At 55.2% G+C, this 16,142-nt stretch carries 17 protein-coding genes; 13 read left to right on the top strand and 4 right to left on the bottom strand.

What is annotated here, in order from left to right; genetic code table 11:
- Nucleotides 1–145: 145 nt before the first annotated feature.
- Nucleotides 146–4,045, top strand: coding sequence for a phosphoribosylformylglycinamidine synthase (gene purL / locus EAW52_RS15505; protein ID WP_122043141.1), 3,900 nt, complete (start codon nucleotides 146–148; stop codon nucleotides 4,043–4,045).
- 64 nt (nucleotides 4,046–4,109) lie between these two features.
- A complete protein-coding gene (locus tag EAW52_RS15500) occupies nucleotides 4,110–4,421 on the top strand; it encodes a YqfO family protein (RefSeq protein WP_122043140.1) in 312 nt (103 codons plus the stop codon).
- Between the two features lie 49 nt (nucleotides 4,422–4,470).
- On the opposite strand, the gene EAW52_RS15495 is transcribed toward EAW52_RS15500, so the two are convergent.
- Entirely contained in the window at nucleotides 4,471–4,974 is a 504-nt protein-coding gene (locus EAW52_RS15495; protein ID WP_122044820.1) for a murein L,D-transpeptidase family protein, read from the bottom strand.
- 89 nt (nucleotides 4,975–5,063) lie between these two features.
- Nucleotides 5,064–5,606, bottom strand: coding sequence for an NUDIX hydrolase (locus EAW52_RS15490; RefSeq protein WP_122043139.1), 543 nt, complete (start codon nucleotides 5,604–5,606; stop codon nucleotides 5,064–5,066).
- A gap of 113 nt (nucleotides 5,607–5,719) precedes the next feature.
- Between EAW52_RS15490 and EAW52_RS15485 the strand changes: the two genes are divergently transcribed.
- The 3 genes from EAW52_RS15485 to purT all read left to right on the top strand — a co-directional run bounded on the left by EAW52_RS15485 (nucleotide 5,720) and on the right by purT (nucleotide 7,868).
- Entirely contained in the window at nucleotides 5,720–6,316 is a 597-nt protein-coding gene (locus EAW52_RS15485; RefSeq protein WP_074827631.1) for a CoA pyrophosphatase, read from the top strand.
- A gap of 94 nt (nucleotides 6,317–6,410) precedes the next feature.
- Nucleotides 6,411–6,602 carry a DUF1289 domain-containing protein gene (locus EAW52_RS15480; protein WP_073450372.1) on the top strand — a complete coding sequence of 64 codons (192 nt, stop codon included), beginning with the start codon at nucleotides 6,411–6,413 and terminating at the stop codon, nucleotides 6,600–6,602.
- 84 nt (nucleotides 6,603–6,686) lie between these two features.
- A complete protein-coding gene (gene purT / locus EAW52_RS15475; protein ID WP_122043138.1) occupies nucleotides 6,687–7,868 on the top strand; it encodes a formate-dependent phosphoribosylglycinamide formyltransferase in 1,182 nt (393 codons plus the stop codon).
- 43 nt (nucleotides 7,869–7,911) lie between these two features.
- Here purT and EAW52_RS15470 read toward each other — a convergent pair whose 3' ends face one another.
- Nucleotides 7,912–9,222 carry an MFS transporter gene (locus EAW52_RS15470; RefSeq protein WP_010797587.1) on the bottom strand — a complete coding sequence of 437 codons (1,311 nt, stop codon included), beginning with the start codon at nucleotides 9,220–9,222 and terminating at the stop codon, nucleotides 7,912–7,914.
- Nucleotides 9,223–9,457: 235 nt separating this feature from the next.
- Nucleotides 9,458–10,258, bottom strand: coding sequence for an inner membrane protein YpjD (locus EAW52_RS15465; RefSeq protein ID WP_010797588.1), 801 nt, complete (start codon nucleotides 10,256–10,258; stop codon nucleotides 9,458–9,460).
- 135 nt (nucleotides 10,259–10,393) lie between these two features.
- Here EAW52_RS15465 and ffh point away from each other — a divergent pair, with 135 nt between their 5' ends.
- The 8 genes from ffh (at nucleotide 10,394) to dsbC (ending at nucleotide 16,074) form a co-directional block, all read left to right on the top strand.
- A complete protein-coding gene (ffh, locus tag EAW52_RS15460; protein WP_010797589.1) occupies nucleotides 10,394–11,770 on the top strand; it encodes a signal recognition particle protein in 1,377 nt (458 codons plus the stop codon).
- A 156-nt stretch (nucleotides 11,771–11,926) separates the two neighbouring features.
- Nucleotides 11,927–12,178 carry a 30S ribosomal protein S16 gene (rpsP, locus tag EAW52_RS15455; protein ID WP_010797590.1) on the top strand — a complete coding sequence of 84 codons (252 nt, stop codon included), beginning with the start codon at nucleotides 11,927–11,929 and terminating at the stop codon, nucleotides 12,176–12,178.
- Between the two features lie 5 nt (nucleotides 12,179–12,183).
- Entirely contained in the window at nucleotides 12,184–12,723 is a 540-nt protein-coding gene (gene rimM, locus EAW52_RS15450) for a ribosome maturation factor RimM (RefSeq protein ID WP_122043137.1), read from the top strand.
- A gap of 3 nt (nucleotides 12,724–12,726) precedes the next feature.
- Complete coding sequence (trmD, locus tag EAW52_RS15445; RefSeq protein ID WP_122043136.1) at nucleotides 12,727–13,470, top strand: tRNA (guanosine(37)-N1)-methyltransferase TrmD; 744 nt, start codon at nucleotides 12,727–12,729, stop codon at nucleotides 13,468–13,470.
- Between the two features lie 45 nt (nucleotides 13,471–13,515).
- Nucleotides 13,516–13,866 carry a 50S ribosomal protein L19 gene (rplS, locus tag EAW52_RS15440; RefSeq protein WP_019366570.1) on the top strand — a complete coding sequence of 117 codons (351 nt, stop codon included), beginning with the start codon at nucleotides 13,516–13,518 and terminating at the stop codon, nucleotides 13,864–13,866.
- Nucleotides 13,867–13,964: 98 nt separating this feature from the next.
- On the top strand, nucleotides 13,965–14,384 hold the full coding sequence (locus EAW52_RS15435) for an acyl-CoA thioesterase (RefSeq protein ID WP_122043135.1): 420 nt from the start codon (nucleotides 13,965–13,967) through the stop codon (nucleotides 14,382–14,384).
- A gap of 15 nt (nucleotides 14,385–14,399) precedes the next feature.
- A complete protein-coding gene (gene xerD, locus EAW52_RS15430; RefSeq protein ID WP_372238859.1) occupies nucleotides 14,400–15,290 on the top strand; it encodes a site-specific tyrosine recombinase XerD in 891 nt (296 codons plus the stop codon).
- Between the two features lie 55 nt (nucleotides 15,291–15,345).
- Complete coding sequence (dsbC, locus tag EAW52_RS15425) at nucleotides 15,346–16,074, top strand: bifunctional protein-disulfide isomerase/oxidoreductase DsbC (RefSeq protein WP_122043134.1); 729 nt, start codon at nucleotides 15,346–15,348, stop codon at nucleotides 16,072–16,074.
- Nucleotides 16,075–16,142: the final 68 nt, after the last annotated feature.

Here is a 16,142-nt window from a genome sequence, read left to right as displayed (position 1 = left end):
TGGAGCGAAGCGTTTCTCAGGACGGCTGGATGAGTCGGTTTGACGCAGCATTAGCGAAACCTTTGTCGCCTAAAGGTGTCTCGCCGGGTCCTTTGCGGTAGAATACCGGCCCCTGAAATTCCTCTAGCCCCGAGGCTGTCCTACGATGCTGATCTTGCGCGGCGCTCCCGCTCTTTCTTCGTTTCGTCACGGCAAACTGCTCGACCAACTGACCCGTAAAGTGCCGGGTGTTTCCGGACTTTATGCCGAGTTCGCTCATTTTGCCGAGGTGGTCGGCACGCTTACCGCTGAAGAGGAGCACGTGCTTGAGCGCTTGCTCAAATACGGACCCAGTGTTCCGGTACAAGAGCCTGTAGGCCGGCTGTTCCTGGTAGTCCCGCGCTTTGGCACGATTTCGCCGTGGTCCAGCAAGGCCACTGACATCGCCCATAATTGCGGTCTGGCCAAGATCGAGCGCATCGAGCGGGGTGTCGCCTATTATATTGCTGGCGATCTGTCCGATGCCGATGTTCAGGCTGTGGCTGCCACCCTGCATGATCGTATGACCCAGCTCGTACTGGGAGGTCTGGATGAGGCTGAAGCCCTGTTCAGTCATGCGACGCCCAAGCCGCTGACGGTCATCGATATCCTGAATGGCGGCCGTGCCGCGCTGGAAAAGGCCAACAGCGTACTAGGTCTTGCCCTGGCGGATGACGAGATCGATTACCTGGTCAAAAGTTTCCAGGGACTGGGTCGCAACCCCCATGACATCGAGCTTATGATGTTTGCTCAGGCAAACTCCGAGCACTGCCGTCACAAGATCTTTAATGCCAGCTGGGATATCGATGGCGAAGGCCAGGAAAAATCCCTGTTCGGTATGATCAAGAACACCTATGAAATGCACCGTGAGGGCGTCCTGTCTGCCTACAAGGATAACGCTGCGGTGATCGAGGGATTTACTGCCGGTCGTTTCTATCCTGACCCGCAGACTCGTCAGTACAGCGCCAATCAGGAGCCCATTCATATCCTGATGAAGGTGGAAACCCATAACCACCCGACGGCAATTGCCCCATTCCCTGGCGCCTCTACCGGCTCAGGTGGCGAAATCCGAGACGAGGGGGCGACCGGTCGTGGTGCAAAACCCAAGGCAGGTCTGACCGGTTTCACGGTTTCCAACCTGAATATCCCAGGTTTCGAGCAACCTTGGGAAAAGCCATACGGCAAGCCCGAACGCATCGTGACACCACTCGATATCATGATCGAAGGGCCATTGGGCGGTGCGGCGTTCAACAACGAATTTGGTCGCCCGGCACTGGCAGGTTACTTCCGTACCTTCGAGCAGGCGGTTGAAACCCCACGTGGCGAAGAGGTCCGGGGCTATCACAAGCCGATCATGCTGGCGGGCGGTATGGGTAACATCCGTGCCGACCATGTCCAGAAAGGTGATATCTCCATAGGTGGCAAGCTGATTGTCCTGGGTGGCCCGGCCATGTTGATCGGCCTGGGTGGAGGCGCTGCCTCGTCGATGTCCACTGGCTCCAGCTCGGCAGACCTGGACTTCGCTTCCGTGCAGCGTGAAAACCCCGAGATGGAGCGCCGCTGCCAGGAAGTGATCGACCGCTGCTGGCAGATGGGGGACAAGAATCCTATCACCTTCATCCATGACGTAGGCGCAGGCGGTCTATCCAATGCCTTCCCTGAGCTTGTCAACGATGCCGGTCGTGGCGGTCGCTTTGAGCTGCGCAACGTACCCAATGACGAGCCCGGCATGAGCCCGCTCGAGATATGGTGCAACGAATCCCAAGAACGCTATGTGCTGTCCGTGGACGCCGAGAACTTTGAAACCTTCAAGGCTATCTGCGAACGCGAGCGCTGCCCGTTCGCGGTAGTTGGCGAGGCTACCGAGGAGCGCCGTCTTACGGTGGCAGACAGCCATTTTGAAAATAATGCGGTCGACATGCCACTGGAAGTTCTTCTGGGCAAGCCTCCGCGCATGCATCGCTCCGCTACTCGCGAGGAAGCGCTGGGTGATGACTTTGACGGTGCCGGCTTGGAGCTCAAGGAGGCGGTAGAGCTCGTTCTTCGCCATCCAGCCGTTGCCAGCAAGAGCTTTCTGATCACCATCGGTGACCGGACCATCACCGGCCTGGTTGCGCGTGATCAAATGGTTGGTCCCTGGCAGGTTCCAGTGGCTGACTGCGCAGTTACAGCGACCAGCTACACCGTCTATACCGGCGAGGCAATGGCCATGGGCGAGCGTACGCCCTTGGCATTGCTGGATGCGGCAGCGTCTGGCCGCATGGCGGTAGGTGAAACACTGACCAACCTGGCGTCGGCGCGTATCGAGAAAATCAGCGATATCAAGCTTTCCGCCAACTGGATGGCAGCTGCCGGACATCCGGGTGAGGACGCTCGCCTGTACGATACGGTAAAGGCAGTGGGCATGGAGCTGTGCCCGGCTTTGGGTATTACCATCCCCGTGGGCAAGGACTCCATGTCCATGAAGACCCGCTGGGAAGAAAACGGTCAAGACAAAAGCGTGACGTCGCCTCTGTCGTTGATCGTGACGGGCTTTGCTCCAGTGCAGGATATTCGTCAGACCCTGACGCCTGAGCTGCGCATGGATAAAGGCGAAACGGACTTGATCCTGATCGACCTTGGCCGAGGCCAGAACCGCCTGGGTGGTTCAATTCTGGCGCAGGTTCACAACAAGATCGGCCACAAGGCACCTGATGTGGATGATGCAGAGGACCTCAAGGCCTTCTTTGCAGTCATCCAGGGGCTCAATAAGGACGGGCTCATCCTGTCCTATCATGACCGTTCCGATGGTGGCTTGATCACGACGCTCGCGGAGATGGCATTTGCCGGTCACTGTGGCCTGTCTCTGAAACTGGATGCCTTGGCCGCTACCCGTGATGAACTGACCCGCGCCTTGTTTGCCGAGGAATTGGGTGCTGTGATCCAGGTGCCTCAGGATTTCACATCCGAAGTGCTGGCTCAGTTCACTGCTGCAGGTCTTGAGGATTGCGTGGCGGTCATTGGCCAGCCGGTAAACGGTTACGAGGTCAATATCACCTATAACGAGCAGAACGTCTTCAAGGCCGAGCGCCGCTCGTTGCAGCGTATCTGGAGCGAAACCAGCTATCAGATCCAGCGACTGCGTGACAACGCTGACTGTGCTCAGCAGGAATACGACGCATTGCTCGAAGAGAACAATCCGGGCCTGTCTGCCAAGCTGAGCTTTGATCCGAACGAAAACATCGCTGCACCTTATATCAAGACAGGTATACGGCCTCAGGTCGCGGTTCTGCGTGAGCAGGGCGTTAACGGTCAGGTCGAAATGGCTGCAGCGTTTGACCGTGCCGGCTTTGCCTCGGTAGACGTGCACATGAGCGATATTCTTGCTGGTCGTGTCGATTTGAACGACTTCAAGGGTGTCGTTGCGTGCGGCGGTTTCTCCTACGGTGATGTTTTGGGTGCCGGTGAGGGATGGGCCAAGTCGATTCTGTTCAACGCCCGTGCACGTGATGCGTTCCAGCAATTCTTCGAGCGTACGGATAGCTTTACGCTGGGCGTCTGCAACGGCTGTCAGATGGTCTCGAACCTGCGCGAGCTTGTTCCGGGCAGTGAATTCTGGCCACGCTTCGTGCGTAACCGCTCAGAGCAGTTCGAAGCGCGTATTGCCATGCTACAGGTACAGGAGTCGCCATCCCTGTTCTTTGCCGGCATGGCAGGCTCGCGCATGCCGATTGCTATTGCGCACGGTGAAGGCCATGCCGAGTTTAGGGACGCTGCGGCCCTGCAGGCAGCAGATGCCTCTGGCACCGTCTCGCTGCGCTTCGTTGACAACCATGGGCGTGTCACCGAGACGTATCCGGCCAACCCCAACGGCTCGCCGCTGGGTATTACGGGCCTGACCAGCCGTGATGGTCGCGTCACCATCATGATGCCGCACCCTGAACGCGTTTTCCGCGCAGTTCAAAATTCCTGGATCCCACGTGATTGGCAGGGCGAGGACGGCGGCTGGATGCGCATGTTCCGTAATGCGCGTGTCTGGGTAGACTGATAAGTCCGAGAAGGCCGGTCATACTGTTTCAGGTATGACCGGCCTTTTTGCATCTGGAGGATTTATGTACAAGTTATGCTTCTATGTGCCAGGCAGCCATCTGGAGTCCGTCAAGGACGCGGTATTTGCTGCAGGAGGTGGTCGCATCGGTAATTACGAGGCGTGCTGCTGGCAGGTCTTGGGAGAGGGGCAGTTTCGCCCCTGTGCTGGAAGCAACCCTTTTCTAGGGAAGATTGGCGAGCTGGAGCGCGTGGCAGAATGGAAAGTAGAGCTGGTCGTGACCGATGACTATGTAAAGCAGGCTGTCGAGGCGTTACGCAAAGCCCACCCCTATGAGACGCCAGCCTATGAGGTGTGGCAGCTGGCGTCATTCTAGGTCAAGGCCGAACGTTGTGACTCCTGTGCTTCAGGTGTGTACTGGAGCTTCAGGGGCGTATCTCGATCAACGTACCGTCCTTGACGAGTGTCCAGATTTCACGCATATCTGCATTGGTTAGCGCAATGCATCCATTCGTCCAGTTCAGCGAAGAAAAATACCACTCCGGGTATTCTTCATCGATAGGTGTGCCGTGAATCATGATCATGCTGCCCGGTGGCACGCCTGCTGCTTTTGCGCGTGCCAGGTCCTGTGCATTGGGATATGAGATGTGCATCGACAGATTGAACTTGTCGCTCGTCTTTCGCCAGTCTATCCAGTAGAAGCCTTCTGGCGTGCGCTGATCCCCTTCGCGAAACTTGGGCCCCTTGGGGAATTTGCCCAGTGATACCCGGTAAGACTTGATGGTTTCGCCCTTGCTGAGCAGCTCAAGCTTGTTTATCGACTTTATGACCAGCACCTTGTCGATTGTCCGGCCATCAAGTGTTGTTGTCGTGCTGGCAAGGCAGAGGGTAGAGAAAAACAGGCAACAGAAAGCAGTAAGCCAATACATCCGGCGCATTTGAAAAATAATCCCTAGCTAAGCGACTGCAGAAAGCAGCCAAGGCGTGCTGCTGTTCACTCTGTATATATCAGCTGGAGCTAGCGTTCCAGCATGGGTGCGATGCCTTCATGATGCACTGAATAGTGACCGGTTCGGCGATCAGCAAAAAAGCATTCTAGGGTACGCGCAATGGTCGGAAAAGCGAGTGACGACCAAGGGATATCTGCTTCGTCAAACAGGGCTGTTTCCAGGCTTTCTTCACCGATGCCAAACGACCCGCCGACAAGCTCGCCGCGGAAAAGCATATAGACCTGATTGATATGGGGCAGGTCGAATAAGGTATAGAGCTTGAGGTTGCCGACGTTAGCGCAGGCTTCCTCCCAGGTCTCACGGGCGGCGGCCTGTTCGATCGTTTCGCCGTTTTCCATGAAGCCGGCCGGGAGTGTCCAGTAGCCGCGGCGAGGCTCAATGGCGCGGCGACATAAAAGTACTTTATCTCCCCAGACGGGCAGGCATCCCGCCACAATGCGAGGGTTCTGGTAGTGCACCGTGTGGCACTGTGTGCAGATGTAGCGAGGGCGCGTATCCCCCTCGGGAACGCGCTGAACTAGCGTGCCGCCGCAATAGTTACAGAATTTCATGATGCCTCCTCGTCGTCCTGCCATCTTGCGAGGAGCTAAGGCTGCAAGCAAGGGGTTGGGCAAGCTGGATATTCCATGCCATGATGCCTCAAGAGTAAGCGTGTGGAGAAAGCATCGTGGATGAGTTGCTCCATCGATTGCGGCATTATCGACCGCGTCACCTGGAGACAGATCGTACACACCCCGAAGCCGCCGTATTGTTGCCTATTATTCGAGGTGATGATCCTGAGCTGGTTCTGACGCTGCGCGCCAGCAATCTGTCGACGCATGGGGGAGAGGTCGCATTACCAGGTGGGCGACGTGATCCGGAAGATCCGGACCTTATTCATACAGCGCTGCGTGAGGCGTATGAGGAGATTGGTCTGCCGCCGGGGCTGGTTGAAGTAGTAGGGCCGTTGAGCCCCTTGATTTCTTATTACGGGATCAAAGTAACGCCTTATGTCGGCATTATTCCCGATTACGTGGAGTACACGCCCAACGACGCTGAAATCGCAGCCGTATTTACGGTTCCGCTCAGCTTTCTGTGCGAAGTGCCTCCAGAAGTCACGCTGAGGATCGATGAGCAAGGGCGACGTTCCTATATCCCAAGTTATCAGTACGGTGAGTATCGGATCTGGGGCCTGACGGCTGCCATTATCGTGGAGCTGGTCAACCTGCTCTATGATGCCGGCATTTCGCTCCATGAGCCGCCTCATTCAGTTGAGAAATGATGCCTTTTGATGCACTTCTGCCATCAGGCCAAGTAGAATTCATGCCAACGATACGTTATCAGGCCGCTGCCTGTACGAGATGACAGCCTTGGACATGAATGAAAACGAAAAGCCTGTTCGCTCTCCCTGCGTGCAAGTCTGTGTGCTGGATGAGGCCGATATGTGCACAGGATGCCAGCGCACCGCTCAAGAAATATCTCAATGGGGACGCATGACCAACACCGAGCGGCGTAGGGTCTTGCAGCTGTGTGAGGAACGTGCCTGCGCCGCTGGCCACTATTTCTAAGGGCACCTCAGATAGCGATCGAGTGCGTTGTCGCTATGGGGCAGCCCGGTTAAACCCATGACTGTATACACCAGAGGATGCTGCATGACCCAGATAGGAACTCCATTGTCACCTACCGCCACTCGCGTTCTGTTATGTGGCTCTGGTGAGCTTGGTAAAGAAGTTGTCATCGAGCTACAGCGTTTGGGTGTGGAGGTCATTGCCGTCGATCGTTATGCCAATGCACCGGCCATGCAGGTAGCCCATCGTAGTCATGTCATCAATATGCTGGATGGCGCCGCGCTTCGCGCGATCATCGAGCAGGAAAAACCTCATTACATCGTGCCCGAGATCGAGGCAATTGCCACGGCAACCCTCGTTGAGCTGGAGGGCGAAGGGTATACCGTCGTGCCTACTGCACGCGCTGCGCAGCTGACCATGAACCGCGAAGGTATTCGCCGTCTGGCTGCGGAGGAGTTGGGTTTGCCCACTTCACCGTATCACTTCGCGGACACCTTTGAAGAGTATGCCGCTGCCGTCGAATCTGTAGGCATGCCTTGTGTCGTGAAGCCGATCATGAGCTCCTCCGGCAAGGGGCAGAGTGTTATCAAGTGCAGCGAAGACATTCAGGCCGCCTGGGATTATGCTCAGGAGGGCGGACGAGCGGGTAAGGGACGCGTCATTGTTGAAGGCTTTATCGACTTTGATTATGAAATTACCTTGCTGACAGTTCGTCATGTCAATGGTACATCCTTCTGCGAACCTATTGGTCATCGTCAGGTAAAAGGTGATTACCATGAGTCCTGGCAGCCGCAAGCGATGAGTCCCAAGGCACTTGCTGAGTCCGAGCGTGTTGCCAGGGCGGTCACCGAGGCGCTGGGCGGGCGTGGTCTGTTTGGCGTTGAGCTGTTTGTAAAAGGCGATCAGGTGTGGTTCAGCGAAGTCTCTCCACGTCCCCATGATACAGGCTTAGTAACGCTGATTTCTCAGGATCTCTCTGAGTTTGCCCTTCATGCCCGTGCCATTCTGGGATTACCGATACCGGTCATTCGCCAGTTTGGTCCATCAGCCTCTGCCGTACTGCTGGTTGAAGGACAATCTACCCAGACAAGTTTCGGCAATCTAGGTGCAGCGCTAAGTGATCCGGATACGGCCCTGCGCCTGTTTGGCAAGCCTGAAGTGGCAGGGCAGCGCCGAATGGGCGTGGCACTGGCTCGAGATGAGTCGGTGGAAGCGGCCCGTGAAAAGGCGACCAAGGCGTCGCAAGCCATCAGCGTAACGCCTTAATCCTTCAGGACGACAGCCCTGCCTGCACAGGGCTGCCGCTTGATTACAATTCCCGATCTCGTGTTTCCTTAAGGCACAGTACGGCAATCAAGCTGATTAGCGCCGCTGCGGAAACATAACCTCCTACCCAGCTCAAGCCTCCGGTATCGGCCAGCTTCTGCGCAATATAAGGCGCTACCGAGGCACCCAGGATGCCGCCAAGGTTATACGCGGCCGAGGCGCCGGTATACCTGACGTGGGTGGGGAAAATCTCCGGTAACAGCGCGCCCATCGGTGCGAACGTCATACCCATGAGAAACAGCTCCAGCGCTAGGAAAAGCGCAATGCTACCTGTTGAGCCATGGGTAAGCAGCGGCTCCATGGCAAAGCCTGACAGCAGGGCGGCTGCTGCACTGATTGCTAGAACTGGTTTGCGGCCATAACGGTCGGCAAGCCAAGCCGACAGAGGTGTAGCCAGAGTCATGAACAGAACGGCAAAGCACAGGAGCCCTAGAAAGCCCTCTCGGCTGAACCCTAGTGTTTTAACGCCATAGCTCAGCGAAAACACCGTTGAGATATAGAACAGCGCATAGCACACCACCATGGATAAGGCGCCCAGCAGCATGGGATGCCAGTGCTTGGTAATTGCTTCGGTTAATGGAAGACGCAGCTTTTCGTGTCGCTCCATCGCTTTAGCAAATACTGGTGTTTCACTTAATTTGAGGCGGACATAAAGGCCAACCATTACCAAGGCGGCGCTCAGGATGAAAGGAATTCGCCAGCCCCAGGCCTTGAATTGCTCGTCCGATAGCAGCACGGCCAGCGCGAGAAACAAGCCGTTAGCCGCAAGGAAGCCGATAGACGGGCCCAGTTGGGGGAACATGCCAAACCAGGCTCGCTTGTTCTTCGGCGCATTTTCCGTTGCCAGCAGCGCGGCGCCACCCCATTCTCCGCCCAGTCCAAGCCCTTGGGCGAATCTGAGAACGCACAACAGCACGGGGGCCCAGCCACCTATGCTGGCATAGCCAGGGAGCAGGCCGATCAGCGTGGTCGAAACACCCATCAAGAGGAGCGAAGCCACTAGAGTGGATTTTCGACCAATCCGATCGCCGAAATGGCCAAACAGTGCAGAGCCGAGAGGACGGGCCAGGAAAGCGATGCCAAAGGTGATGAATGCGCTGAGTGTTTGCGCAATCGCAGATGTTTGTGGAAAGAACACCGGGCCGATGACGAGTGCAGCGGCGGTAGCGTAGACATAAAAATCGTAAAACTCGATAGCCGTGCCGATAAAGCTTGCCGTTGCGATACGGGCTGTAGAGTTTGCAGGCGCGGCAGGCGAAACAGGTTCCGCCTCGTAGGTTGCAGTAGCAGTCATTGGATGTCCCAGGCGCTGTCGTTTTTTATGGCCTGACTCGTACGCTTGCCCGGGTAGGGCACAGGTGCGTAATCATCCGGTGCGGATGTGAATCGTTAGCCTGTTATGACGCGGCTCTATCGGCGAGGGGGTAACCGCAGAGAGAGACGTTTAGCTGGGTAAGCCTTTGGATTATGGACAAGCCTTGCCGGAAACGGCAAGGCTTGCGAAGGGCAAAGGGCCTATGAGGCGATCTTCAGATATGCAGGATGAATTCACGTACCAGCTTGCTGCCGAAATACGCGAGCATCAACAGGCAGAAGCCGGCCAGTGTCCAACGGATGGCCTTGTGTCCACGCCAGCCCATGCGATGACGCCCCCACAGCAGGACGCCAAACAGGACCCACGCCACACAGGACAGAACCGTCTTGTGCACTAGGTGCTGGGCAAGCATGTCTTCGAGAAACAGCCAGCCGGAAATCAGGGACAAGGACAATACAGCCCAACCTGCCCACAGAAAACCAAACAGCAGGCTTTCCATGGTTTGCAGAGGGGGGAAGCTCCGGATCAGCCCCGATGGGTGCTTGTTCTTGAGCTGCCTGTCCTGAATCAATAGCAGCAACGATTGAAAAACAGCCAGTGTTAACAGACCGTAGGCAACAATCGAGAGCAGGACATGGGTTAATATGCCCGGCGTGATATCAATCGGTTGAACAGTGCCCGACGGTAACACGTCAGCTAGGAGCGTCGTAATGGCTCCTAAGGGATAAATCAGTACCAGTAATGTCTGTAACGGCATGCGGATGCAGCCGAGCAGAATCAGGAGTATGGCTACCGCCGCGATCAGGCTGGACGCATCAAAAAAGTCCAGTGAAAGACTGCTGGGTAGAATCAGCTGAATGAACAAGGCCGCGCCATGGGCGAGCAACGCTACTACGCCCAACGAGACCAAAAGGGTATTGTTGGGACGCTTGCGCGTGGTCAGACACACACTTTGATAGGCCGTGGCGACACTATAGAGAAGGGCAGCCGTCAGGCTGGGCAACAGGGATGACATAAATCCTTGAATCACTGAGCCGAAAGCAGATGAGTTTGGCACAGATGCCAGTGTTCAAGGAAGACTGTAGACGATGCCAGCCGACGTCCTCTTCGTTATACTTCACAACCTGCCGCCAGTTTTGGACGCATTTGCATGTTTGAAAACCTGACAGATAGACTTTCACAGAGCCTTCGCCATATCACTGGCAAGGCAAAATTGACCGAAGACAACATCAAGGACACGCTGCGTGAAGTGCGCATGGCGCTCCTTGAGGCGGACGTGGCGTTGCCGGTCGTCAAGGATTTCGTCAATAAGGTCAGGGACCGTGCCGTAGGCACTGAAGTCTCTAAGAGCCTCACTCCTGGCCAGGCCTTCGTGAAAATCGTTCGAGCCGAGCTCGAAGAGCTGATGGGGGCTGCAAACGAAGATCTGGCTCTCAATGTCTCTCCACCGGCCGTTATTCTCATGGCCGGTCTGCAGGGTGCAGGTAAGACCACTACAGCAGGCAAGCTGGCGCGCTTCCTGAAAGAACGCAAGAAGAAAAGCGTTCTTGTTGTCTCTGCTGACGTCTATCGTCCTGCCGCGATCAAGCAGTTGGAAACCCTGGCTCATGAGGTCGGCGTTACGTTCTATCCCTCCGATATCAGCCAAAAGCCTGTTGCGATCGCCGAAGCTGCTGTGCGTGAAGCCAAGCTCAAGTTTATTGATGTCGTAATCGTGGATACCGCTGGTCGTTTGCATGTCGATGCAGAAATGATGGCTGAAATCCAGCAGGTTCATGCCGCAATCAAGCCTGCCGAAACGCTGTTTGTTGTGGATGCCATGACGGGTCAGGACGCGGCTAATACCGCCAAGGCCTTCAATGACGCGCTTCCCTTGACAGGCGTCGTGCTGACCAAGGTCGACGGTGACGCCCGGGGCGGTGCGGCATTGTCCGTGCGAGCCATTACAGGCAAGCCGATCAAATTCCTGGGTATGGGAGAAAAGAGCGAGGCGCTGGATCCTTTCCATCCTGATCGTATTGCTTCCCGTATTCTGGGTATGGGCGATGTGCTCAGCCTTATCGAGCAGGCCGAGCAGAACCTGGATAAGGAAAAAGCCGAAAAGCTGGCCAAGAAGCTCAAGAAGGGCAAAGGGTTCGATCTGGAAGACTTCCGTGACCAGCTTCGCCAGATGAAGAGTATGGGCGGCCTTGGCTCGCTTATGGACAAGCTTCCTACCATGATGGGTGGTGTCAATTTATCCCAGATGGGAAATGCTCAGGGAGCAGCCGAAAAACAGTTTAAGCAAATGGAGGCCATTATCGACTCCATGACGCCTGCCGAGCGGCGTGATCCTGAAACAATCAGCGGCTCGCGCAAGCGTCGAATCGCCATGGGTTCCGGAACCCAGGTACAAGATGTAGGACGCCTTATCAAACAGCATAAGCAGATGCAGAAAATGATGAAAAAGGTGACCTCCAAAGGCGGCTTGTCAAAGCTTATGCGTGGCATGGGTGGCATGTTCCCAGGAGGAATGCCCAAGCTGTAAATCCCCAGGTTGCTGCCGTTGGGCGATCAGCCCTGCATACGATAGGGAAAAAGAGTTTGCAATCGCTCGGATTATCCTTAGAATATGCGGCCTTTCGGGCCTGAGGCCCAGCGTGCGTAACATTTGTAAAGCACCGACTACAGGAACAAAGTTCACATGTTAACCATCCGTCTTGCCCGTGGTGGCTCCAAGAAGCGCCCCTTCTATCACCTGACCGTGACTAACAGCCGTAACGCCCGTGATGGTCGTTTCGTTGAGCGCATCGGCTTCTTCAATCCGGTTGCTTCCGGTAATGAAATCCGTTTGTCTGTTGACTCCGAGCGCGCTAGCTACTGGCTGAGCCACGGTGCACAGCCGTCTGAGCGCGTTGCTCAGCTGCTCAAGGACTCTGCTAAGGCAACTGCCTGAAATTTATGAGTCAGACGCCTGCGCCTGAAGAGGACCTGGTTGTCCTCGGTAAGATTGTCTCGGTGTATGGCGTGCGTGGCGAAGTGAAGGTCTATTCCTTCACCGACCCCTTGGACAATCTGCTGGAGTATCGTCATTGGACCCTGCGTCGTGATGGCGAAATCCGCAAGATAAGTTTGGTAAAGGGCAGCCTTCACGGCAAAGTCCTGACGGCCAAGCTTAAAGGTCTGGATGATCGCGAAGAGGCGCGAGCCCTTTCAGGGTTCGAAATTTGTGTGCCTCGCCATGAGCTTCCAGGCCTGAACGAAGGTGATTACTACTGGTATCAGCTCGAAGGGCTGAAAGTGATCAACCAGGAAGGGCAGATGCTCGGCGTGGTGGATCATTTGCTTGAGACTGGTTCCAACGATGTCATGGTGGTAAAGCCATGTGTCGGCAGTCTGGACGATCGCGAACGCTTGTTGCCCTATGTTCTGGAGCAATTCGTCAAGTCGATTGATCTAGTGGCAGGTGAGATGCGGGTTGACTGGGACGCGGATTTTTAAATCATGCGTGTCGACGTCATCAGTATCTTTCCTGAAGTATTCACAGCCGTCCGTGATTTCGGAATTACCGGTCGTGCGGTCAAGCAGGGGTTACTTCAACTCAATTGCCTGAGTCCGCGGGACTATACCGAAGACCGGCATCAGACTGTTGATGATCGTCCTTTTGGGGGTGGTCCCGGCATGGTGATGAAAATTCAGCCATTGGAGCGGGCATTGAATGATGCACGCAGCAAGGCTGAGGGCTCGGTAAAAGTAATTTACCTTTCCCCTCAAGGGCGACAGCTGTCGCAGCAAGGGGTAAAGGAGCTGGCGAAAGAAGAACACCTCATTCTGATCGCTGGTCGTTACGAAGGTATCGACGAGCGCTTTATTGAAGCGCACGTTGATGAAGAATGGTCGATTGGTGACTATGTGCTGTCTGGCGGCGAGCTGCCAGCAATGGTCCTGATCGATGCGGTGACGAGGCTACTGCCTGGAGCGTTGGGGCATGTAGATTCCGCCGAGCAGGACTCGTTTACGGACGGTCTGCTCGATTGTCCTCATTACACTCGACCTGAGGTGTATGAGGGACGGCGGGTACCTGATGTGCTGCTCAGTGGTAATCACGAGCATATCCGGCGTTGGCGTTTACAGCAGTCCCTTGGAAGGACCTATAAACGGCGCGCTGATCTTCTGGAAAGACGCTCGCTTTCTGGAGAAGAGCAGAAGCTGTTGGCGGAATTCCTTCGTCAACAGGACGATAGTTAACGTATCGATGGCAGGTCTGACGGCTTGTCTTAGGAGCACACTAGCATGACCAACAAGATTATTGCACAGCTTGAAGCTGAACAAATGAACAAGGAAATCCCGGCTTTCGCGCCCGGTGATACCGTAATCGTTCAAGTAAAAGTAAAGGAAGGCGACCGTCAGCGTCTGCAGGCCTTTGAAGGCGTTGTAATTGGCAAGCGTAACCGCGGCCTGAACAGTGCTTTCACCGTTCGCAAGATTTCCAACGGTGTAGGTGTAGAGCGTACCTTCCAAACTTACAGCCCCATGATCGACAGCATCAGCGTCAAGCGTCGCGGTGATGTTCGTAAAGCCAAGCTGTACTACCTGCGCGAACTGTCTGGCAAGGCAGCACGTATCAAGGAAAAGCTGGCTTAATTCAGCGATTCCACAAAAAAGCAGCCCTAGGGCTGCTTTTTTGTTGCGTGGATGAAAAGTCAGTATGGTGAGTTAGCTAAGCGAGTTCCCGGATGTCCATGACCCCTAGAGAGCAAGAAATCGCACGCCGAACAGAGCTGTCTGAAACGCGCGTGGCCAAAGCGGTATTTCCTCCTAATACCAATCATCATCACACGTTATTTGGCGGGCAGGCGATGGCGTGGATGGATGAAGTCTCTTTCATTACGGCGACACGGTTTTGCCGTTTGCCGCTGGTAACGGTATCGACCGACCGTATCGATTTTAATCACGCCATTCCAGGTGGCTCTATCGTTGAGCTGATTGGTCGAGTGATAAAAGTGGGTAATACCAGCATCAAGGTGGGTGTCGAGGTTTACCTCGAGAGTATGTATAACGAAGGACGTGAACTGGCGATCAGTGGTGCGTTTAGCTTTGTTGCAATCGATGAGGATAAGCGTCCTATCGCTGTTCTGCCGGACTTCCCTCAACACTCTTGAGTTGTAACACTGCCGATGCGAGATCATCCGTACATCAATCGATTTTTGGATGCCTTATGGCTTGAGAAAGGCTTATCCGAACACACGCGTGACGCCTATTCCAATGATTTAGGGCAGTTCAACGCCTGGTTGACGGAGCAGGGCGTTTCGCTTGAAAAGGCTGGTCGAGAGATGATTCTTGATCACTTGGCCTGGCGGCTGGACAAGGGTTACAAGGCACGCTCAACGGCGCGTTTTCTATCGAGCGTTCGTGGTTTTTATCGATATGCGGTTCGTGAAGGACTGATCGATGTTGATCCTACGCTACAGGTCGATATGCCTCGCCTTGGCGCTCCTCTACCCAAAAGCTTGTCCGAGGCAGATGTCGAGGCATTGCTTGCCGCACCGGATACTGATGACCCGCTGGGCTTGCGTGATCGAACCATGCTGGAGGTACTGTATGCAACGGGTCTTCGAGTCAGCGAGCTGGTTGGGTTGACGCTTCAGCAGGTAAATCTGCGACAGGGCTCAATGCGGGTGTTTGGCAAGGGAAACAAGGAGCGTCTGATTCCTCTGGGGGAGGAGGCTATCAATTGGCTGGAGCGGTATGTGAAGGAAGCGCGCGGCCTGTTACAGAACGGGTTGGCATCTGATGTGCTGTTTCCGAGCCTGCGTGGGACTGAAATGACGCGGCAGACCTTTTGGCACCGCATCAAGCTGCACGCCCAGGTGGCCTGTATCGATAAGCCGCTTTCACCCCATACGCTGCGCCATGCCTTTGCAACCCATCTGCTCAACCATGGTGCTGACTTGCGTACCGTACAAATGCTTTTAGGCCATTCAAGCCTTTCGACAACCCAGATTTACACACATATCGCCCGGGCTCGTTTGCAGGCTCTGCATGCGGAACATCATCCTCGCGGTTAAATTGTAGGGTCGGCCTCTGTGGTAGGCTGGCAGCTATTGTTCACAGGAGTTATTCATGCGCATTACTCGTTTGGTGCTGGCGGTTTGCCTGGGGCTCGCAAGTACTTTTGCAATGGCTGAATCCGAGCAGGCTATCCGTAAGACCTTGAGTGCATTACAGCCTGATCTGGGTATCGAGTCGATTGGGAAAAGCCCTTTTGAAGGCCTTTATGAGGTTCAGCTCAAGGGCGGGCGTATCCTGTATGCCAGTGCTGATGGGCAATACATCGTTCAAGGATACCTGTACCAGTATAAGGACGGTCACGCCGTTAACCTGACGGAACAGGCTGAAAATGCAGCAGTGGCCAAGCAGATCAATGGCTTGGACAAGCAGCAAATGGTCGTCTTTCCGGCCGTGGGCGAGACGAAAGCTCACATTACCGTTTTTACGGATACCACATGCCCTTATTGCCAGAAACTACACGGCGAAGTTCCCAAGTTGAACAAGCAGGGTATCGAGGTGCGTTATCTGGCATTCCCGCGTCAGGGTTTAAATTCGGCGGGGTATAAGCAGCTTGAGGCAGTATGGTGCTCTAAGGATCGGGCCGAGGCGATGGAGCGCATGTTCGAGGGTAAGGAAATCAAGGCTGCCTCCTGTGATGATCCGGTTGCGAAGCAGTTCACTCTGGGGCAACAGATTGGCATTCAGGGCACGCCTGCCATTATTCTTGCCAATGGACATATGATCCCTGGTTACCAGCCAGCGTCAGAATTGGTAAATGACGCGCTGGCAGCCGGTAAATAGGTATAGTGCAGTCATGACGGCCGAGCTAAGCTCGGCCGTTTGGTCTTGATGATAAGCCTGAGCGATAC

Origin of the sequence: Pseudomonas sp. LTJR-52, from assembly GCF_003691465.1 — a bacterium.
Taxonomy (GTDB): Bacteria; Pseudomonadota; Gammaproteobacteria; order Pseudomonadales; family Pseudomonadaceae; genus Chryseomonas; species Chryseomonas luteola.
Note: the sequence above shows the minus strand (reverse complement) of the source record. Positions and strands in the feature narration are given on the sequence as shown.